At 71.4% G+C, this 19047-nt stretch carries 19 protein-coding genes; 13 read left to right on the top strand and 6 right to left on the bottom strand.

The window, feature by feature from the left end; all coding sequences use genetic code 11:
- Positions 1-27 precede the first annotated feature (27 nt).
- The 4 genes from GH747_RS10605 to GH747_RS10590 are packed head-to-tail and all read left to right on the top strand — an operon-like array spanning position 28 to position 5644.
- Positions 28-2139 (top strand): hydantoinase/oxoprolinase family protein, encoded by a 2112-nt coding sequence (locus GH747_RS10605; RefSeq protein WP_149769579.1) that lies wholly within the window; start codon positions 28-30, stop codon positions 2137-2139.
- Positions 2136-4157 carry a hydantoinase B/oxoprolinase family protein gene (locus GH747_RS10600; protein ID WP_149769578.1) on the top strand — a complete coding sequence of 674 codons (2022 nt, stop codon included), beginning with the start codon at positions 2136-2138 and terminating at the stop codon, positions 4155-4157. Before GH747_RS10605 ends, GH747_RS10600 begins: the two co-directional genes overlap by 4 nt.
- Positions 4154-4975 (top strand): SDR family oxidoreductase, encoded by an 822-nt coding sequence (locus tag GH747_RS10595; RefSeq protein WP_149769577.1) that lies wholly within the window; start codon positions 4154-4156, stop codon positions 4973-4975. Before GH747_RS10600 ends, GH747_RS10595 begins: the two co-directional genes overlap by 4 nt.
- 30 nt (positions 4976-5005) lie before the next feature.
- Positions 5006-5644, top strand: coding sequence for a LysE family translocator (locus tag GH747_RS10590; RefSeq protein ID WP_149769576.1), 639 nt, complete (start codon positions 5006-5008; stop codon positions 5642-5644).
- A 24-nt stretch (positions 5645-5668) separates the two neighbouring features.
- Here GH747_RS10590 and GH747_RS10585 read toward each other — a convergent pair whose 3' ends face one another.
- Positions 5669-5974: a DUF4333 domain-containing protein gene (locus GH747_RS10585; RefSeq protein ID WP_149769575.1), complete on the bottom strand. Its 306-nt coding sequence runs from the start codon at positions 5972-5974 to the stop codon at positions 5669-5671.
- A gap of 156 nt (positions 5975-6130) precedes the next feature.
- On the opposite strand from GH747_RS10585, the gene GH747_RS10580 reads away from it, so the two are divergent.
- From GH747_RS10580 to bar, 4 genes are all read left to right on the top strand, one after another.
- Positions 6131-6565, top strand: coding sequence for a hypothetical protein (locus GH747_RS10580; RefSeq protein WP_149769574.1), 435 nt, complete (start codon positions 6131-6133; stop codon positions 6563-6565).
- A 9-nt stretch (positions 6566-6574) separates the two neighbouring features.
- On the top strand, positions 6575-7018 hold the full coding sequence (locus GH747_RS10575) for a hypothetical protein (protein WP_149769573.1): 444 nt from the start codon (positions 6575-6577) through the stop codon (positions 7016-7018).
- A 63-nt stretch (positions 7019-7081) separates the two neighbouring features.
- Positions 7082-8041, top strand: coding sequence for a carbamate kinase (locus GH747_RS10570; RefSeq protein WP_149769572.1), 960 nt, complete (start codon positions 7082-7084; stop codon positions 8039-8041).
- Between the two features lie 50 nt (positions 8042-8091).
- Positions 8092-9198 carry a barbiturase gene (bar, locus tag GH747_RS10565; protein ID WP_149769571.1) on the top strand — a complete coding sequence of 369 codons (1107 nt, stop codon included), beginning with the start codon at positions 8092-8094 and terminating at the stop codon, positions 9196-9198.
- A 73-nt stretch (positions 9199-9271) separates the two neighbouring features.
- Here the strand turns inward: bar and GH747_RS10560 are convergent, their stop codons facing one another.
- Both GH747_RS10560 and GH747_RS10555 read right to left on the bottom strand, forming a co-directional pair.
- Positions 9272-10150 (bottom strand): alpha/beta fold hydrolase, encoded by an 879-nt coding sequence (locus GH747_RS10560; RefSeq protein WP_149769570.1) that lies wholly within the window; start codon positions 10148-10150, stop codon positions 9272-9274.
- Positions 10147-10905 (bottom strand): SDR family NAD(P)-dependent oxidoreductase, encoded by a 759-nt coding sequence (locus GH747_RS10555; protein WP_149769569.1) that lies wholly within the window; start codon positions 10903-10905, stop codon positions 10147-10149. The genes GH747_RS10560 and GH747_RS10555 overlap by 4 nt, the downstream gene beginning before the upstream one ends.
- A gap of 35 nt (positions 10906-10940) precedes the next feature.
- Between GH747_RS10555 and GH747_RS10550 the strand changes: the two genes are divergently transcribed.
- Together GH747_RS10550 and GH747_RS10545 are read left to right on the top strand one after the other, a co-directional pair.
- Positions 10941-11729 carry a ParA family protein gene (locus GH747_RS10550; protein ID WP_228552879.1) on the top strand — a complete coding sequence of 263 codons (789 nt, stop codon included), beginning with the start codon at positions 10941-10943 and terminating at the stop codon, positions 11727-11729.
- 49 nt (positions 11730-11778) lie between these two features.
- Positions 11779-12531: a L,D-transpeptidase gene (locus tag GH747_RS10545; protein ID WP_149769567.1), complete on the top strand. Its 753-nt coding sequence runs from the start codon at positions 11779-11781 to the stop codon at positions 12529-12531.
- A gap of 134 nt (positions 12532-12665) precedes the next feature.
- Here GH747_RS10545 and GH747_RS10540 read toward each other — a convergent pair whose 3' ends face one another.
- A complete protein-coding gene (locus GH747_RS10540) occupies positions 12666-14105 on the bottom strand; it encodes a DEAD/DEAH box helicase (RefSeq protein ID WP_228552878.1) in 1440 nt (479 codons plus the stop codon).
- Between the two features lie 321 nt (positions 14106-14426).
- On the opposite strand from GH747_RS10540, the gene GH747_RS10535 reads away from it, so the two are divergent.
- A complete protein-coding gene (locus GH747_RS10535) occupies positions 14427-15134 on the top strand; it encodes a ferritin-like fold-containing protein (RefSeq protein ID WP_149769565.1) in 708 nt (235 codons plus the stop codon).
- Between the two features lie 185 nt (positions 15135-15319).
- On the opposite strand, the gene GH747_RS10530 is transcribed toward GH747_RS10535, so the two are convergent.
- Both GH747_RS10530 and GH747_RS10525 read right to left on the bottom strand, forming a co-directional pair.
- On the bottom strand, positions 15320-15544 hold the full coding sequence (locus GH747_RS10530) for a DUF3107 domain-containing protein (RefSeq protein ID WP_149769564.1): 225 nt from the start codon (positions 15542-15544) through the stop codon (positions 15320-15322).
- A 128-nt stretch (positions 15545-15672) separates the two neighbouring features.
- Positions 15673-16314: a TetR/AcrR family transcriptional regulator gene (locus GH747_RS10525; RefSeq protein ID WP_149769563.1), complete on the bottom strand. Its 642-nt coding sequence runs from the start codon at positions 16312-16314 to the stop codon at positions 15673-15675.
- A 261-nt stretch (positions 16315-16575) separates the two neighbouring features.
- On the opposite strand from GH747_RS10525, the gene moeZ reads away from it, so the two are divergent.
- Complete coding sequence (gene moeZ, locus GH747_RS10520; RefSeq protein ID WP_149769562.1) at positions 16576-17751, top strand: adenylyltransferase/sulfurtransferase MoeZ; 1176 nt, start codon at positions 16576-16578, stop codon at positions 17749-17751.
- A 273-nt stretch (positions 17752-18024) separates the two neighbouring features.
- Complete coding sequence (locus GH747_RS10515) at positions 18025-18996, top strand: hypothetical protein (RefSeq protein ID WP_149769561.1); 972 nt, start codon at positions 18025-18027, stop codon at positions 18994-18996.
- Positions 18997-19047: the final 51 nt, after the last annotated feature.

Below are 19047 nucleotides of genomic sequence, written 5' to 3'. Positions count from 1 at the left end.
GCAGCCGCACACCGACCGAGGAGCGTCATGACGTCAGGCCCGAGCCGTGCAGGGAGTCTCCGGATCGGGATCGACACCGGTGGCACGTTCACCGACGTCGTCGCGTTCGACGAGGCCAGCGGGGCGCTGCTGACGACGAAGACACCGTCCACCCCGCACGACCCGGCCGAGGGCTTCCTCGCCGGCATCGACAAGATCCTCGCCGCGAGCGGGGCCGCCCGCGACGCGATCGCTGCCGTCTCGCACGGCACCACGGTCGCGACCAACCAGCTGCTCGAGGGTCACGTCGGACGGCTCGGCTTCATCACCAACACCGGGTACGAGTCGGTCCTGGAGATCGCCCGCCAGTCCGTCCCCGACGGCTACGGCAACTCGTACTTCTGGGTGAAGCCCGACCGCATCGTCCCGCGCGACCGCGTGAAAGGCGTCGGAGGCCGGATGACCTGGACGGGCGACGAGCTGCGCCCGTTCGACGTCGACGAAGCCCGCACCGCCGCACAGTGGTTCCGCGAGCAGGGCATCGACACGCTCGGCGTCTGCTTCCTGCACAGCTACGCCAACCCGGCCCACGAGCAGGCGATGCGCGCGATCCTCGCCGAGGAGCACCCGGATGCGGTGGTGTCCATCTCGTCGGAGGTGCTGCGCGAGTACCGCGAGTACGAGCGGTCGATGACGACGCTGGTCGACGCCGCCGTGAAGCCGAAGGTCGCCGCGTACGTACGCCGCATCGCGCACAGCCTCGAGGAGTACGCCGACGGTGGTGTCCCGTTCTACGTCATGAAGTCGAACGGCGGGGTCTTGTCGGCGACCGAGGTCGTGAACCAGCCGATCAGCACGGTGCTGTCCGGACCGGCCGCCGGCGCGCTCGGGGCCGCGCTCATCGCGTCGGTCGCAGGATTCGACCGCGTCCTGACCTGCGACGGCGGTGGCACCTCGACCGACGTCTCGGTCGTCATCGACGGCGAGCCGACACTGACGACCGAGGGGAGCGTCGGCGCGTACCCGAGCAAGATCCCCATGATCGACGTCGTGACCGTCGGTGCCGGCGGTGGGTCGATCGCGTGGCTGTCGCCGGAGGGCACGCTCAAGGTCGGCCCTCAGTCCGCGGGCGCTGATCCCGGGCCGCTCTGCTACGCCACGGGCGGCACCGACGTGACGATCACCGACGCCCACGTCGTCCTCGGCCGGATCCCGCCGCACCTGCTCGGCGGCGAGATCCCGCTGGACGTCGACGCGGCCCGCAAGGGCATCGAGGCCCTCGCCGGCAGGCTCGGCATGAGCGTCGAGGAGACCGCGACCGGCGTCCTCGAGATCTCCGCCTGGAACCAGGCCAACGCGCTGCGTCAGATCACGGTCAAGCGCGGCCTCGACGTACGCGACTTCACGCTGACCACGTTCGGTGGCTCCGGCTCGCTCCTGCTGTGCCGCTTGATGGACGTGCTCGGCATCCCTACCGTCCTCGTGCCTCCGAACCCGGGCAACGTCTCCGCGTTCGGGCTGCTGACGGTCGACGTGAAGAACGACTACGTGCAGACCGCCGTACGCCTCGCCACGGATCTCGATGCGCGCGAGGTCGAGGACCTGTACGGCGGGCTCGCCGAGCGCGCCTCGCTCGCGCTGGAGGCTGAGGGGTTCGCGCCGGCGGACCGGCGCTTCGTGCGCACCGCCGACCTGCGCTACTTCGGCCAGGCGTTCGAGGTCCGGGTGCCCGTGCCGGAAGGCCCGCTCGACGCCGGGGCGCTCGACGAGGTCGCCGCGGCGTTCCACGCCGAGCACCGCACGCTGTACGGGTACGACTTCGCGGGTGACGACAGCCAGCAGGTCGAGTGGGTGAACCTCCGGGTCTCGGGCATCGGTCCGCTCCGACGGCCGACGATCCGCCGCCACGAGCGCGAGGCGAGCGCTTCTCCGTCGCGACCGGCCACGCCTTCGAGCCGCCGGCCGGTCTGCTTCGATGCCGAGCAGGGGTACGAGGACAGCGGCGTGTACGACCGCGCGACCCTGCTGCCGGGCGAGGAGGTCCGCGGGCCTGCCGTGATCGAGGAGTACGGCTCGACCGTGCCGATCCACCCGGGCTTCGTGGCACGCATCGACACCTACCTGAACGTGATCGTGACTCGAGAGGATGAAGAGAAGTGAGTGGGTCTCGATCGACTTCGTCGCCTCGACCAGCAAGGGGAGAGTCGCAGCCAGCAGGGGGAGAGTCGCAGCCAGCAAGGGGAGAGGCGCAGCCAGCAGGGGGAGAGTCGCGGCTCGCCCCGACGCAGTTCCCGTTCGGGACGCTCACCGACGACGCCGGCGCCGCGGCAGACCCGGTGCTCGTGGAGATCGTCCAAGGAAGCCTCGCGTCCATCGAGCACGAGGTCGAGACGGCGATCGCGCGGACGTCGCGCTCGCCGATGATCCGTGACGCGCACGACTTCCGTGCGGGGATCCACGACCGGCTGCTGCGCAAGCTGACCGGCCGCTCGTACTCGGCCCTGGTCCACCCTGTCGCCCGCGACTTCCCGCTCGCGGAGATGAGGCCGGGCGACGTCTTCTTCCACAACGACGTCTACCGGTCCGAGGGCGGCATCGGGCACCTGCCGGACCTGTGCGTCACCGTGCCGGTCTTCGCAGGCGGCCGCGTCGTCGCGTTCGTGCAGGCGTTCGGCCACCACGACGACATCGGCGGCGCGGTGCCGGGCTCGATGCCGAGCGCGGCGACCAGCGTGTACGAGGAGGGGCTGATGGTCCCGCCGATCAGGCTGTGGGACGCCGGCACCCCGAACCGCGCCGCGCTGGCCATCATGACCCGCAACTCCCGGATGCCGGAGTCGCTGGCCGCTGACCTCGACGCAGAGTGCTCGGCGTGCCTGATGGGCGCGCGACGGCTCGGTGAGCTGTTCGAGCGGTACGGAGTGGAGGCAGTGGAGGCGTGCTTCGACGCGATCATCGACCGCACCACGCAGACCTACCAGCGCGAGATCCTCGCGAAGATCCCGGTCGGCAGCTGGGTGTGGGAGGACTACGCGGAGCACGACGGCGTCGACGAGCCGATGCTGCACACGCAGCGCATCACGCTCACGCGCACGGGTCCCGAGGATCCCGGCGGCGAACGCGTGATCCTCGACTTCGCCGGCACCTCCCCGCAGGCGAAGGGGCCGATCAACCACTGCGGCGACTACTCCGACGGCGTCTTCCTCAAGAAGTGGCTCGCGCCGATCCTGCGCAACCTCGCGGACACGCCGGAGCGCATGGCCGAGCTCGACGTCAACGAGGGCGTCGTGCCGCTGATCGAGATGAGGTTCCCGCCGAAGGGCACGCTGCTGACGCCGGAGTTCCCGGCGCCGACCAACGCGCGTACGTTCGTCATCCTGCGGCTGCTCGGCGTGCTCGCGGGCGTCCTGGCCAAGGCTGTCGACGGACGGATGCCCGCCGACCAGGAGACGATCCGCTACACCGGCGTGTACGGCATCGACCTCGCCGGCCGCCCGTACCTCATGCGCGAGGTGCTCGGCGGCGGTTCCGGCGGTCGCTACTACGCCGACGGCGAGGACACGATCCACGTCGTGCCCGACTCGCGCAACCTGCCGACGGAGTTCACCGAGTCGCGCTTCCCGTTCGTGGTGGAGTCGCTGTCGGTCGCGGTCGACTCGGGCGGTCCTGGCAAGTTCCGTGGCGGGCTCGGTTACGAGAAGCAGCTGCGGATGCTCGCCGACGCGCACTTCATGTCGATCGCGGACCGGTCGATCCTCGCGTGCTGGGGCGTCAACGGCGGCCTCGCCGGACGCCCGTTCGCGGTGGTCGTCGATCCGGGCGGGCCGGACGAGCGGACGGTCGACGCGCTCGCCGATGCCGAGCCCGTACGCGCCGGCGAGGTCATCCGGATCCGCACCACCGGCGGCGGAGGCTGGGGCGACCCGCTCGAGCGCGACCCCGCGCTCGTCGTGCGAGACGTGCGCTGGGCGAAGGTGTCCTCGGACGGCGCGCGCGACGACTACGGCGTGGTGCTGACCGGCAGCGGCGACGAGCTCGCGTACGACGCGGGCGCCACCGCAGCGCTGCGCGCCGACCGGATCGCCGAGCGGGGCGAGAGCGAGGTGTTCTTCGACCGGGGCCCGGGCTACGCGACCCTCGCCGACGGGGCCACGCACGCGGCCGTCGACGTCCGGTGACCTCCGCCCCGGCACCCGTCGCCGTCGTCGGCGCCTCGGGCAAGACCGGCAGGCACGTCGCGGACGCGCTCGACGCCCGCGGCGTCCCCGTCCGTCGCCTCGGCCGGGCCGAGCTCGCCGACCCGGTCGGTGCCTTCACCGGCACGGCGGCGGCGTACCTGATCGCGCCGAACCTCCACCCCGACGAGCCGTCCCTCGTCGCGGGCTGGCTCGACGCGCTCCGTACGGCCGGGGTGCCCCGAGTCGCGTACCACTCCGTCGCCTGGCCGTACGCCCCCGCGATGCCGCACCACCTCGCGAAGGCGGTGACCGAGGACCTCGTACGCCGCAGCGGGCTGGCGTGGACCGTCCTGCAGCCGTGCGCGTACGTCCAGAACCTCCTGCCCGGCCTCGCGGGCGACACGCCGGAGGTCCGGGTCCCGTACTCCGTCAGCACGCCGCTCGGGCTGGTCGACCTCACCGACGTGGGCGAGGCTGCCGCCGTCGTGCTCACGGAGGACGGCCACGTCGGCGCGACGTACGAGCTCGGCGGACCGGCGCTCGTCACCCTCGCCGACGTCGCGGCTGCTGCGTCGGAGGTGTTGGAGGTGCCGGTGGTGGCCGAGCGCCTCGATCCTGACGCGTGGGCGGACGGGCTGGGCGCAGCGATGGTCCCGCGCGAGCGTGACTGGTTGAGGGCGATGTTCGCGTTCTACGACGCGTACGGCCTCCCGGCCGGCGGTCTGCCGCTGCGCGCCCTGCTCGGGCGGACGCCGCACGACGTCGCGAGCGTCCTCCGCCGTGAGCTGCGCGGCCTCGGCTCGGTCCGCGAGGCCTGAACGCGAGCAGGCGGGCGTACGATTCCGTGCATGGTCCCGCTCCACGACGTCGTCGGCTTCGCGATCGCGTCTGCCCTGCTCATCATGATCCCGGGCCCGAGCGTGCTGTTCACGATCAGTCGGGCGATGGTGCTCGGGCGGCGTGCCGCGCTCGTCAACGTCGTGGGCAACGCGACCGGTGCCGCGGTGCAGATCGTGGCAGTGGCCGCAGGGCTCGGCGCGCTGGTCGCGCAGTCCGTGGCGGCGTACACCGTGGTGAAGTGGGTCGGCGCCGCGTACATCGTCTATCTCGGCATCCAGGCCATCCGCCACCGCCGCGCGGGCGAGGAGGCGGTCGAGATCACTCGATCGGTGACGAAGACCTCCCGCGTCTACCGCGAGGGCTTCGTCGTGGGCATCACGAACCCGAAGACGATCGTGTTCCTGGTCGCCGTCCTGCCCCAGTTCGTGGCGCGGGAGCTCGGAGCGGTCCCGGCGCAGATGCTCGTCCTCGGAGCGGTGTTCATCGCGATCGCGCTGTGCTTCGACAGCCTGTGGGCGCTCGGTGCCGGAGCGGCGCGCGACTGGTTCGCGCGGTCGCCGAGCCGGATGCAGCGGCTGCGCGCGGCCGGCGGGACGATCATGGTCGGCCTCGGCGTCAGCATCGCCGCCGGCGGCCGTCCCGACTGACGACGCCGATCAGCGCGGCGTACGTCAGCCCGACTCGTCGTCGATCGCGAACTTCAGCTTCGCGACGCCGTTCTCGAGGGAGACGACCCGCACGGTCATCGAGTACTTCTGCTCGCTCCCGTTCGGGTCGGAGAGCGTGCAGCTCATCGTGGCGCCCGAGCGGGAGACGAGATCCTCCGGGCAGTCGACCACCGGCGCGAGCCCGATCTGCTTCGCGAGCTCCTCCGACGCCTTCTGCTCGACCGCCTTCTCGGGCATCGGTGCGTGCCCGCACCCTGCGAGAAGCACCAGTGCGAGAGGCACCAGGGCAAGGAGACGGCGTCGGGACATGGGCACAGATTAGAGGGCAGTCTCAGCGCTGGGGAGAGGAGGCGTGCAAAAACCTCACCCATGCCTAGCATTCCTAGGTAACGTCGTCCGCGATCGGAGCACGCGGCGACGGCGTCGCTGCCCGGGGGATCACGGGGGACAGTGATGGGTCGAGTGATGAGAGCGCTCGCGCGGGCGGTGCTCGTGGGTGTGCTGTGCGGGGGGCTGGCACGGGCACTGATGCGAGCCGTCGCGCTGCTCACCGGCGCCGAGCCCGCCTTCACCTGGTCGGGGACCGTCGCGATCGCGGCACTGTTCGTGGTGGCCTCGGTCGGCACGGCCGTCGCGGGCATGCTCCGGGTGCACCTCGCCATCCGGCTGCTCGTCGCCGCGGCGTCGTCCGGGCTCCTGATCGTTGCGGGGATCGGCATCGGGTCCTCGGAGATCGCCTTCGCCGCTGAGCACGGTGAGCCCGGATCGATGGTGTGGGCAGTCGTCATCGCGGCGGCGATCGCCGGGCTCGTCGTCGCCGCGATCGTCGTCCCGTGGCGGGACGCGTCGCGCCGGCGGCGCGTGCCGCAGCAGCGCGCGCGCGTCCTGGTCGAGGCGTAGGGGGGAGCCGTGACCAGTCATCGGACCGTCCTCGCCCAGGCCGTTCTCGTCGGCACGCTGTGCGGGGTGGGCGCACGCGTACTCATGCGGATGATCACCGACCTCTCACGCAACCTCCCGGAGTTCACGTGGGGCGGGACGCTCGCCCTCGTGATCATCTTCGTGATCGCAGCAGTCGCTGCGGCCGGGGCGGCCCTGGCTCGGGGTCCAGTCCTCGTCCGGGCCGTGCTCGGCTTCCTCCCGGCCGCGCTCATCGCGTTCGTCGCCGTCATGAACACGGTCCCGCAGGTCGAGGACGTGCTCGCTGTGCCCAGCTCGGACCACGTGCGTCTCACGGCGATGGCGGTCGGGATCGTCGTCCTGGCGCTCGCGACCGCCGCCGTCCCGTGGACGCTCGGCCTGCGCGCGCGTCGTACGGCCGTGGTGGGTGTTGCGGCAACTCTTCACCAGTGATCGGCGCCTTGTTGGCGATCTTCGCCAATGATTGCGGTGGCCCGGCAGCCCTAGATTCGAGCCATGCGTCTCGTCATCGCTCTGGGCGGCAACGCCATGACCTCACCGGACGGCTCCGCCCGGCCTGAGGATCAGCGAGCGGCGATCGTCGAGGCGATGCGGAGCGTCGCGGATCTCGTCGAGGCCGGGCACGAGATCGTCCTCACCCACGGCAACGGCCCGCAGGTCGGCAACCTCCTTCTCAAGAACGAGCTCGCTGCGGCCGTCGTGCCGCCGGTCCCGTTGGACTGGTGCGTCGCGCAGACCCAGGCCACGATCGGCCGTCTCGTGCTCGACGCGCTCGACGACGAGCTGGCCGGCCGAGGGCACGAGTCGAGGACTGCCGTCGTCGTCACGCGGACCCTCGTCGACGCCGACGATCCCGGCTTCCTGGTGCCGAGCAAGCCGATCGGCCGCTACGCCAGCGCCGAGGAGGCGGCGGCGATGCGCGTCCACGGGCAGCACTGGACCGAGGTCCCCGGCCGGGGCTGGCGCCGCTCGGTCGCCTCGCCCGAACCCCGCGTGATCCTCGAGGTCGGCACCGCCCGTTCCCTGCTGGCCGACGGCTACGTCGTCGTGTGCGCTGGCGGTGGCGGCATCCCGACGGTGCGCGAGGACGGCCGGTACGCCGGGGTCGAGGCCGTCATCGACAAGGACCTCACCGCCGCACTCCTCGCAGCCCAGATCGACGCCGACCAGCTCGTCATCGCGACCGACGTCGAGGCGGCCGTCGTCGGCTTCGGCACTCCGGACGCTCAGCCGCTCGGTGCTGTCGACCTCGCCGAGGTCCGCCGGCTCGCGACCACCGGCGCGTTCGCGGCGGGGTCGATGGGGCCGAAGGTCGAGGCCGTCGCGCGCTTCGTCGAGCACACCGGACGCCCCGGCACCATCACGTCCCTCGCGCGCATCGCCGACGCCGTCGCCGGGCAGGCCGGCACCCGCGTCGTCGCCGCCTCGTTGCCGACCCCCGAACCCGCACCATGACGACCCCCGTCGAGAGCGTCCCCACCGCAGCCCGATCCGAGAGGCAGGCCATGCCAGCAGCCATCGAAGTCCGCAAGGTCCCGATCCACTCCGTCGCCGACGCCAGCGAGCTGGAGAAGCTGATCGACGACGGCGTGCTGGAGGCGGACCGCGTCGTCGCGATCATCGGCAAGACCGAGGGCAACGGCGGCGTCAACGACTACACGCGCATCATCGCCGACCGGGCGTTCCGCGAGGTGCTCGTCGCGAAGGGGACGCGTTCCCCCGAGGACGTCCGGCAGGTGCCGATCGTGTGGTCGGGCGGCACCGACGGGGTGATCAGCCCGCACGCGACGATCTTCGCGACCTTGCCCGACGGCGCCACCCCGGCCACCGACGAGCCGCGCCTCAGCGTCGGCTTCGCGATGAGCGACGTGCTGCTCCCGGAGGAGATCGGCCGGACCCCGATGGTCGAGAAGGTCGCCGCCGCCGTCCGTGTGGCCATGGAGCGCGCCGGCATCACCGACACGGCCGACGTCCACTACGTGCAGACCAAGACCCCGCTGCTGACCATCGACACGATCCGCGACGCGAAGTCGCGCGGCAACACGGTGTGGACGGAGGACACGCTCGCCTCCATGGACCTCTCCAACGGGACGACGGCGCTCGGCATCGCGGTGGCGCTCGGCGAGATCGAGATGCCGACCGACGACGACGTCCTGAACGACCGCACGCTGTTCTCGTCGGTCGCGTCGTGCTCGTCGGGAGTCGAGCTGGACCGCGCCCAGGTCGTCGTCGTCGGCAACGTCCGCGGGATCGGTGGCCGCTACCGCATCGGTCACGCCGTGATGGACGACGCGCTCGACGCCGACGGCATCTGGGACGCGATCCGTTCGGCGGGTCTCGAGCTTCCCGAGCGCCCGCACACCAGCGACCTCGACGGTCGGCTCGTCAACGTTTTCCTCAAGTGCGAGGCCAGCCAGGACGGCATGGTTCGCGGGCGGCGCAACGCCATGCTCGACGACTCCGACGTCCACTGGCACCGCCAGATCAAGGCTGCCGTGGGCGGTGTCACCTCCGCGGTGACCGGCGATCCCGCGGTGTTCGTGTCGGTGTCGGCGGCACACCAGGGCCCCGACGGCGGCGGGCCGGTCGCGGCCATCGTCGACGCCGGCTGAAGGCGCGGGCGGCGTGACCGATGGGGGTGGGTCACGCCGTCCGCTTTGACGTCGGGCCGTCCGGCGCCCGGGGTCACACTCCGAGCCGCTCCCACGCCCCCAGCAGGAGCGCAGCGGTCGCCTCGGGGGCGTCGGCCGCGGGGGAGTGCCCGGCGCCCGGGATCACCTCGACGACCGTCCCGAGCCGCTCGGCCAGCCGGTCCTGGCTCGCGTGGGGCCAGGCGTCGTCGTCGCTCCCGCGCCCGACCGCGACCGGGACGTCCGTCGCGGCGAGCGCGTCGACCTGGTCAGGTGCGTCGATCAGGTGCTGCGCGATCGCGCACAGCGACTCGGGAGAGCTGGCGAGGAAGCGCGATCGGAGGAACGCCCGCACGTTCGGGGTGACCTCCGTGTCGGCGTGCTGCCGCTCGAACACCTCCTCGAGCCCCACCGTCGGGACGGCTGCGATGAAGGTGGCCAGCATCCGCGGCGACGCCTCGGGATCGTCGGCCAACGCGGCGACGTCGGGGTTGCTGAACCCGGCCGGACCCGAGCACAGCAGCGTCAGGCTCCGCCAGGCCGAGGCGTCGTCGAGCACCGCGTGCTGGGCGACCAGCCCGCCGAACGAGTGCCCCACCAGGTGCGAGCGGCCGTGCGGTGCGAGTGCCTCCTGGAGCGCGAGTGCGTCGGCGGCGAAGCCGCGTACGGAGTAGTCGTCGTCAGGCTTGCCCGCCGTCTCGTACTGGCCGCGCTGGTCGTACGCCGTCGCGTGCCACCCCGCCCGCGCGAGCAGCGGCAGCACGAACGCGAAGTCCTCCTTGCTGCCCGTCCAGCCCGGCACGAGAAGCACGTGGCCGCGTCGCGTCGTCCCGCTCGGGACAGGGGCGTCCAGGACGGCGAACGACCCTCGCGGTGTCGTGACGGTCCGCGGCGTCAGGGCGTCGTACGCGGCCCGCGTGCGTGAGGTGCTCATCCGGCGATCTTCCTGCCCTTCTTGGCGACAGCGGCGACCAGGCTGGCCGGCGCGTAGCGTGCGACCGTCCCGAGCACCTTGTAGCGCACGGTCGGGATCGAGATCGGCTTGCCCTTCTCCAGGTCCGCGAGCGCTCCGCGGACCTGCGTCTCGGCGCTGGTCCACATCCACCCCGGCACGTCGCTGGGGTCGACGCCCATCCGCTGGTGGAACTCCGTACGGACGAAGCCGGGGCACAGGACGGTTGTGACCACCCCCTCGCGGGCGTACTGGATGTTCATCCACTGGCTGAGGTTCACGATCCACGCCTTGTGCGCGGAGTAGGTGCCGCGCGGGGTGAACGCGGCGATGCTCGCGACGTTGAGGATCCGACCCGACCCGCGGGGTCGCATCACCTCGAGCGCTGCGGCCATGAGGTCCATCGGCGCCTTCACCATCAGATCCAGCTGGGCGTCCTCGGCGGCGACGTCGGTGTCGCCGAAGAACTTCCCGATCGACGACCCGGCGTTGTTGACGAGCAGGTCGATGCGTCGCTCGCGGATCGCGTCCGTGGCGGCCGCGACGCCGTCCCGGGTGGCGAGGTCCGCGGGAACGACGTGGATCGTACGCCCGGCTGCACGCAGCTCGTCGGCGAGCGTGCCGAGCCGGTCGACGTCGCGTGCGACGAGCACGAGGTCGTCGCCGCGCCGGGCCAGCTCGCGTGCGAAGGCGAGGCCGATCCCGGATGTGGCGCCGGTCACCAGTGCCAGAGACATGGGCAGATCCTCGCAGATCGTGAAGAATGGCCGCTGTGACCCCTCGCACCGCGGAGACCCGGAGCGGGCCGCGCGTGCTCGCGGTCGCCAACCAGAAGGGTGGCGTCGCCAAGACGACGACGGTCGCGTCCCTCGGCGTCGCGATGGCCCAGCGCGGCGCGCACGTGCTGCTGGTCGACCTGGACCCGCAGGCGAGCCTGACGTTCTCGCTCGGGGTCGATCCCGAGGAGCTAGACCTGTCGGTCCGCGACGTGCTCGTGGGCAGCAAGAGCGTGCAGGACGTCATCCTCGTGACCGACGAGGCGGTGCACCTGCTCCCCGCGACGATCGAGCTCGCGCAGACCGAGGAGACCCTCGCGTCGATGACCGGCCGCGAGCAGCGGCTGCGGGTCGCGCTCGAACAGGTCGCGGACGACTACGACTGGATCCTGCTGGACTGCCCGCCGTCGCTCGGCGTCCTCACCGCCGCCGCGCTGACGGCGGCCACCGACCTGCTCATCCCGTTGCAGTGCGAGACCCTCGCGCACCGCGGGGTCGGTCAGCTCCTCGACACCGTGCACGATGTCCGTGCGTTCACCAATCCGGACCTGTCCGTGATCGGCGTGCTCCCCACCGCGTACGACGGACGCACCCGGCACGCCCGTGCGGTGCTCGAGGCGATCACCGAGTCGTACGGCCTGGAGGTCGTCGAGCCGCCCATCCCGCGCACGGTGCGGTTCGCCGAAGCGCCGGCGTACGGGAGATCGATCCTGCAGACGGCGGCGACCCATCGGGGCGCGATCGCCTACCGCGACGTGGCTGATCGACTGCTCGCCTCCACGTGACTGCGGGTGGGCATTCCGCGCGACCGGCGCGACGCGTACGCTGACCCCTGTGAGCACGCGCGGTCGACGTCCTGACGCATCGCGCGGACGCCATTCCGCACCCCGCAGTCGCCGCCCGCGCTGGCGTCTCTTCGCCACCAGCACCGTGGTGTGCGGCCTCGCCGCGACCGGCTTCGTGCTGCGCGAGGACCTCGTCCCCGCACAGTGGGTCGACACCGCGATGGAGCCGGCCGCTGCGGCCACGCACGGCGATCCGCCGCCGGTCGGCGTCTACCCGCCCGAGGTGCCTCCGGTGAGCGACGCGCAGGTGCTCCTGCCCGACACCTCGCGCAGCGGCGTACGCCCTCCAGCACCGACGCCCGACCCCGCGGCGACGTCCGCCCGCGCGGCGAAGGCACCGCTCCCGGCGAAGTCCGGCAAGGGCCGACGCATCGTGTTCTCGATGAGCGAGCAGCGCGTGTGGCTCGTCCGCAAGGACGGCACGGTCGCTCGCACCTATCTCGGCTCCGGCAGCAAGCTCGACAACCTCGACCCCGGCTCCTACGCGGTCTACTCGCGCTCGCGGCACGCCACGTCGTACGACCTCGGCAGCACCATGGAGTACTTCGTCCGGTTCACCCAGGGCGAGAACGCTCCCATCGGCTTCCACACGATCCCGGTGGACGGCGACGGCGAGCCGCTTCAGACCCGGGCCCAGCTCGGGACGCCGCTCTCCTCCGGCTGCATCCGGCAGAAGCCGGCCGATGCGATCGCCCTGTGGCAGTTCGCGCCGATCGGCACGAAGGTCGTCGTCGTCGCCTGACACGCCCGTCGTCGCCGACCGTCTCCGTGGGCGCCGGTTGCGTGACATCTCGACCGTTTGCGTGGTTCCCCACGCAAAGACGTCACCCCACCGCATTCTCGCGGTGGGGTGACGTCCTTGCGGTGGTGCGTCGGCTACTCGGTCGGTGCCGGTGCGCTCTCGGCCGCAGCGGTCTCGCCGGTCGCGCCCGACGGACGACGACGGCGGCGACGGCGACGGCGAGGCGCGCCCTCTGCTGCGTCAGCGCCGTCCTCGACGGGGGACGCCGATGCGGGTGCGGCCTCGGCCGACGGTGCGGCCGAGGTCTCGTCGCCCTCGGTCACCGGCTGCCCACCGCGCGTACGGCGGCGGTTGCGGTTGCGTGTCGAACGCTCGCCGTCCTCGCGACGGTCGCTGCCACGCTCGCTCCGCTCGCCCCGTGAACGCTCGGCCTTCGGCGCTGCCGGGGCCGGCGGCGCGATGCGGCCGGTGACGTCGCTCGGGATGCCGAGGTCGTGGAAGAAGTGGTCCGACGTGGAGTACGTCTCGGCCGGGTCCTCGAACGGGAGTCCGAGGTCGCGGTTGATCGTCTTCCAGCGCGCGACGTCGGCCCAGTCCACGAGCGTGATCGCGTTGCCGCTCTTGCCCGCGCGACCCGTACGGCCGATGCGGTGGACGTACGTGCTCGAGTCCTCCGGGCAGCTGTAGTTCACGACGTGGGTCACGTCGGCGACGTCGATGCCGCGGGCGGCGACGTCGGTCGCGACGAGCGCGTCGACCTTGCCCTCGCGGAACTTGGCCATCGCCTTCTCGCGGGCGACCTGCGCCATGTCACCATGCAGCGGCGCGGCGTTGAAGCCACGCTCGGCGAGGTCGTCGGCCAGGCGCTGTGCCGCCCGCTTGGTGCGGGTGAACACGACGACGCGACCGAAGTCGTCTGCCTGCATGATGCGGGCGACCATCTCCGGCTTGTCGAGGTCGTGCGCCTGGTAGACGAACTGCGCCGTCGCCGGCACCATCGCCGAGTCGGCGCTGGACTCGGCACGGATGTTGACCGGGTGGCGCATGTGCACACGAGCGAGCGCGACGATGGCGCCCGGCATCGTGGCCGAGAACAGCATCGTCTGACGCAGCTCCGGGGTGCGCGAGATCAGAGCCTCGACGTCGGGAAGGAACCCGAGGTCGAGCATCTCGTCCGCCTCGTCGAGGATGAGCGCCTTCACGTGCGAGAGGTCGAGCGCCCGGCGCTTGGCCAGGTCGAGGAGGCGCCCCGGGGTACCGATGACGATCTCGACACCGGTCTCGAGGGCCTCGAGCTGCGGCTCGTACGGGACACCGCCGTAGACGGTGAGGACGCGGGTGCCTCGCTTCGACGACGCCGCGGCGACGTCGGACGAGACCTGGAGCGCGAGCTCACGGGTCGGCGCGATGATGAGGGCCTGCGGCTTGCCGGGCGCGCTCAGCATCTCGAACTCGGGGTCGTGCGGTGCGATCGAGCGCTGCACGACGGGGATGGCGAAGGCCAGCGTCTTGCCCGTGCCAGTGCGGGCTTGTCCGATCAGGTCGTTCCCCAGCAGTGCGATGGGGAGCGTCATCTCCTGGATCGGGAATGCGTCGGTGATGCCCTGGTCCTCCAGGGCTTCGGCGATCTCGGGGAGAACGCCCAGGTCTTTGAACGTGGTCAGGGGTCTACTCGTTTTCTATGTCGTTCGTGCCGCGCATCTTGGGCGGCTTGGTCTCCTGTGGTCGTACGCGGCAGCGCGACGGGGGTCCCGACGTGCCGCTCAGCAGCGACCGCGCGGCCCGGCGACGAGGCTCGAGAGAGGTCTCGATCCATGCCTGGGCACTACCACTCTATCGTGGCGGCCTCAAGGGACGGGGCAGGCGACGCCGCAGGAGGTCGATACGCTTCGGTCATGGCCGACTCGACGCCCGCTTCTGACACGCCCGCCGCCTTCGGGGATCCGATCTACCGCGAGGGTGTGATCGAGCTCCTCGGCGTCATCGCGTACGGCGAGCTGTCCGCGTTCGAGCGCCTCGCCGAGGACGCCAAGCTCGCCCCGAGCCTGCGCGACAAGGCGGAGCTCGCCCAGATGGCGCAGGCCGAGCTGGGCCACTTCTTCGGCCTGCGCGATCGCCTCGAGAGCCTCGGTGTCGATCCGTACGCGGCGATGGAGCCGTTCGAGGAGTCGTTCACGCGCTTCCACGTCCAGACGGCTCCGTCCGACTGGCTCGAGGGTCTGGTGAAGGCGTTCGTGGGCGACGGCCTGGCCGCCGACTTCTACCGCGAGATCGCCGCGTACCTCGACGTCGACACCCGCGCCCTCGTGCTCGAGAGCCTGGACGGCACCGGCAACTCGGCGTTCGTCGTGACGCGGGTGCGGGAGGCGATCGAGGCCGACCCGACGATCGCCGGGCGCCTCGCGCTGTGGGGTCGGCGGCTGATGGGGGAGGCGCTGAGCCAGGCCCAGCTGGTGGCCGCCGAGCACGACGGGCTCACCGCGGTCCTGGTCGGAGGATCCGACCGCGCCGGCGGGATGGACCTGGCCGCGATCGGGAGGATGTTCGCGCGGATGACGGAGAACCACGCGGGGCGGATGGCCGAGCTCGGACTGGATTCCTGAGCCCGGCCCCCGTCTCCCGCTGGTTGAGCGAGCGGAGCGAGTCGAAACCCGCCTGGTCGAGTAGTCGGCGAGCGGCCGCTGGTTGAGCGAGCGGAGCGAGTCGAAACCCGCCTGGTCGAGTAGTCGGCGAGCGGCCGCTGGTTGAGCGAGCGGAGCGAGTCGAAACCCGCCCGCCCGCTTCCCGCCTACGACTCTCCGAAGCCGACCCGTCGGCCGCCCTCGCCGGAGAACTCGAGGTAGTTGATCTTGTCCACCGGGATCACGACGCTGCGGCCGCGCTCGTCGGAGAGGGCGAGGAGCCCGTCGCCGGTGCCGGCTTCCTTGAACGCGCTCAGGATCGCGTCCTTGCTGTCCGAGGTCTCCAGCGACAGCTCGCGCGGGCTGTGCTGGATACCGATCCGTACCTCCACGTCGTGGCCTCTCTTCTCGTCTCTCGGGTGCCTGCCCGTGAGGGCTGCAGGCAGGATCACGCTATCTCGCCGCCGGTCGACGGCCCACGCGCGTTCGCTCGCCGCGTACGCGGCGCCGGCCCGGACGGTCAGGCGTCCTCGGGCTCGTCGGTCCGGGGGAAGCCGCCGATGCCCCGCCACGAGAGCGTGCTGACCATCGCGACGGCCTGCTCCTTCGTCATCGCCGAACCCTGGTCGAGCCAGTAGCGGGCGCCCACGTGGGCCATGCCGACGAGGCTCATCGCGAGGAGCTCGGCGGCGACCTCGGGAAGGGCCGTGTCCTCGTGGATCACCACGGCGATCGCCGACGCGGTCTCGCTGTTCACGCGGTCGACGCGGCGGCGTACCTCGGGGTCGTTGGTGATGTCGGACTCGAAGACCAGCCGGAACGCGGCCTGGTCGCTCGCCACGTAGCTGTAGAAGACGTCGATCGTCGCCTGGACCCGAGCCTTGTTGTCCTCCGTCGAGGCGAGAGCCTCGCGGACGGCGTCCACGACCGTGTCGCACGCGGCGTCGAGCAGCGCGAGGTAGAGCTCGAGCTTGCCCGGGAAGTGCTGGTAGAGGACCGGCTTGCTCACGCCGGCCCGCTCGGCGATGTCGTCCATCGCCGCGGCGTGGTAGCCGTTGTCGACGAAGATCTCGCGGGCGGCCTCGAGGAGCTGGGCTCGCCGAGCGCTGCGCGGAAGACGGCCGCCGCGTGGGCGGGGGGCTGTCGTAGTGGTCTCGGTCACGTGGCCGATGGTATCCGGTTCCTACTGACGGGTACGTGCGGCGCGTCGGCCGGCCCCGGTCGTACGGCGTCGGTCCGGGTAGGGCTCCGCTCGTCCGAACAGCAAGACGGGTGTCCGGCAGGCGGGACGCGCGAGGCATCATGGAGATACGCCGGACGCGGGAACACCGCACCGACGCACGGCGTTGATGCACCACAGCGAGGGTTTCCTCGCACCGTTCGCAACGCCACCTGAACGCAACGCACCGACCGAGGAGACGTCGTGGCACTAGCACCCCTCGTCGAGCCCGCCGACGAACTGACCGTCGACGAGGTTCGCCGCTACAGCCGGCACCTGATCATCCCCGACGTCGGGATGGCGGGCCAGAAGCGCCTCAAGAACGCCAAGGTCCTGGTGATCGGCGCCGGCGGACTCGGCAGCCCGGCGCTGCTCTACCTCGCCGCAGCCGGCGTCGGCACGCTCGGCATCATCGACTTCGACACCGTCGACGAGTCCAACCTCCAGCGCCAGGTCATCCACGGCCAGAGCGACATCGGCAAGTCCAAGGCCCTGTCGGCCAAGGAGTCGGTCGCCGAGATCAACCCGTACGTGAACGTCGTCCTCCACGAGGAGCGCCTCGACGTCGACAACGTGCTGCAGGTCTTCGCCGACTACGACCTGATCCTCGACGGCACCGACAACTTCGCGACCCGCTACCTCGTCAACGACGCGGCCGTGATCCTCGGCAAGCCGTACGTGTGGGGCTCGATCTACCGCTTCGAGGGCCAGGTGTCGGTCTTCTGGGCGCAGGAAGGCCCCCAGTACCGCGACCTCTACCCCGAGCCCCCGCCGCCGGGCATGGTCCCGTCGTGCGCCGAGGGCGGCGTGCTCGGCGTGCTGTGCGCGTCGATCGGGTCGGTCATGGTGAACGAGGCCATCAAGCTGATCACCGGCATCGGTGACCCGCTCATCGGCCGCCTGCTTGTGTTCGACGCGCTCGAGATGCGCTGGACCGAGCTCAAGATCCGCCGCGACCCCCACGGCGAGCCGCCGACGGCGCTGCTGGAGGACTACGAGGCGTTCTGCGGCGTGCTGTCCGACGAGGCTGCGGACGCCGCCGCCGACTCGACGATCTCCGTCACGACGCTGTCGAGCTGGCTCAAGGAGCGCGAGGAGGGCACGCGCGACTTCGTGCTCGTCGACGTGCGTGAGCCCAACGAGTACGAGATCAACAAGATCCCGGGCTCGGTCCTCATCCCGAAGGGCGAGTTCCTCGCCGGCAACGCGCTCTCGCAGCTGCCGCAGGACAAGCAGGTCGTCCTGCAGTGCAAGTCGGGCGCCCGCTCCGCCGAGGTCCTCGCGATCCTCAAGAGCGCGGGCCTCGAGGACTCCGTCCACGTCGGTGGCGGCGTCGTCGCGTGGGTGAACCAGATCGACCCCTCGCAGCCGTCGTACTGACGCCTCTGCGCTGACGCCCCGGCACCCCGTCTCGTACGGCGGTGCCGGGGCGTTCCCGCGTTTGCCACGCTCCCACCGCAAATACCCGCCACGCACCGCAGATTGACGGTGCACGGCAGGCATTTGCGGTGCGAGCGTGGCAAATGCCGGGGCGCCAGCGCGGGTTGGCGTACGGCGATGGGCGCGGCGTGATCCACAGGCCGGTGCGGCGCCCGCGCTCGAGGGTGTGGACGGCCGACGCGGTACGACGGCGATCCGCGCCACCATCGCTGCATGGATCCCGACACGCGGCTCGTCCTCCAGGCGCTCGCCGACGCGCGCGGGGGCTACTTCGTCCGCGCAGACCTCGACGCGCTCGCGATCGATCCTGAGGTGCTGGGTCCGTGGATGCGCCAACGCCACGTCCGCCGCATCCGGCACGGCGCGTACGCTGTCGCGGCGTCGTACGACCCGCTGAAGGAGGCAGAGCAGTACGCCGTCCGGTGCCTCGCTGTCGCCGACAAGCTTGCTCCCAACGCGGTGCTGTGCGGCCCGTCGTCGTTGGCCGTGCAGGGCAAGCCGCTCGTGGGTGCCGACCTGTCGCGGGTTCACGTCGTACGACGGGACGGTCAGACCGGGCGCGACCAAGCCGGTGTTCGGCACCGAAGGTTCGCGGTGTCCGATGAGGATCTCGTCGAGATCGACGGTCGCCTGATGACGTCGGAGGTTCGCGCGATCTGGGAGTCCGGTGTCTGTAACAGCCCGCGAAGCTCGTTGGTGCTGATGGACCACGCTCTCCTCGCGGAGACGGTGACGCGCGACGACCTCGAACGCGTCGGGGACGTCTTCGCGAGCTGGGCGGGGTCTCGGGCGCCTCGTACGGCACTGGCGCTCGCCGACGGCCGCGCCGAGTCCGCCGGCGAGTCGGTCACGCGCTGGTTCTTCCACGTCTTCGACCTCCCGATGCCCGACCTCCAGTTCGTCGTCGTCGATGCGTACGGCGAGCCGATCGGACGCACCGACTACGCGTGGCACGACCACCGGCTGCTCGGCGAGTTCGACGGGAAGATCAAGTACGCCCGAGGGTTCGTCGAGGGCAAGGACCCCGACGACATCGTGATGGACGAGCGCGAGCGCGAGAAGCAGCTGTGCGCTCGCCGCTACGGGATGATCCGGTTCGTATGGCGCGACGTCTGGCGCCCCTCGGTCGCCGAGGCGCGGCGCGTGCGCGACGAGCTCGAGGCCAGCCGTCGTCGTTTCCTGTGACGCGGTTGCCTCGCCATCGCAGGTCGCGCTACGACGGCGCCCGCCCCCCCC

This window comes from Mumia xiangluensis (assembly GCF_010994095.1).
Taxonomy (GTDB): Bacteria; Actinomycetota; Actinomycetes; order Propionibacteriales; family Nocardioidaceae; genus Mumia; species Mumia xiangluensis.
Note: the sequence above shows the minus strand (reverse complement) of the source record. Positions and strands in the feature narration are given on the sequence as shown.

Excerpts from the sequence above, each read along its gene's own strand:
- GH747_RS10555 (WP_149769569.1), bottom strand. The coding sequence starts at position 10,905 with ATGTCTCTGGCACTGGTGACCGGCGCCACATCCGGGATCGGCCTCGCC.
- GH747_RS10605 (WP_149769579.1), top strand. The coding sequence starts at position 28 with ATGACGTCAGGCCCGAGCCGTGCAGGGAGTCTCCGGATCGGGATCGAC.
- bar (WP_149769571.1), top strand. The coding sequence starts at position 8,092 with ATGCCAGCAGCCATCGAAGTCCGCAAGGTCCCGATCCACTCCGTCGCC.
- GH747_RS10580 (WP_149769574.1), top strand. The coding sequence starts at position 6,131 with ATGAGAGCGCTCGCGCGGGCGGTGCTCGTGGGTGTGCTGTGCGGGGGG.
- GH747_RS10560 (WP_149769570.1), bottom strand. The coding sequence starts at position 10,150 with ATGAGCACCTCACGCACGCGGGCCGCGTACGACGCCCTGACGCCGCGG.
- GH747_RS10585 (WP_149769575.1), bottom strand. The coding sequence starts at position 5,974 with ATGTCCCGACGCCGTCTCCTTGCCCTGGTGCCTCTCGCACTGGTGCTT.
- GH747_RS10535 (WP_149769565.1), top strand. The coding sequence starts at position 14,427 with ATGGCCGACTCGACGCCCGCTTCTGACACGCCCGCCGCCTTCGGGGAT.
- GH747_RS10590 (WP_149769576.1), top strand. The coding sequence starts at position 5,006 with ATGGTCCCGCTCCACGACGTCGTCGGCTTCGCGATCGCGTCTGCCCTG.
- GH747_RS10515 (WP_149769561.1), top strand. The coding sequence starts at position 18,025 with ATGGATCCCGACACGCGGCTCGTCCTCCAGGCGCTCGCCGACGCGCGC.
- GH747_RS10570 (WP_149769572.1), top strand. The coding sequence starts at position 7,082 with ATGCGTCTCGTCATCGCTCTGGGCGGCAACGCCATGACCTCACCGGAC.
- GH747_RS10540 (WP_228552878.1), bottom strand. The coding sequence starts at position 14,105 with ATGACGCTCCCCATCGCACTGCTGGGGAACGACCTGATCGGACAAGCC.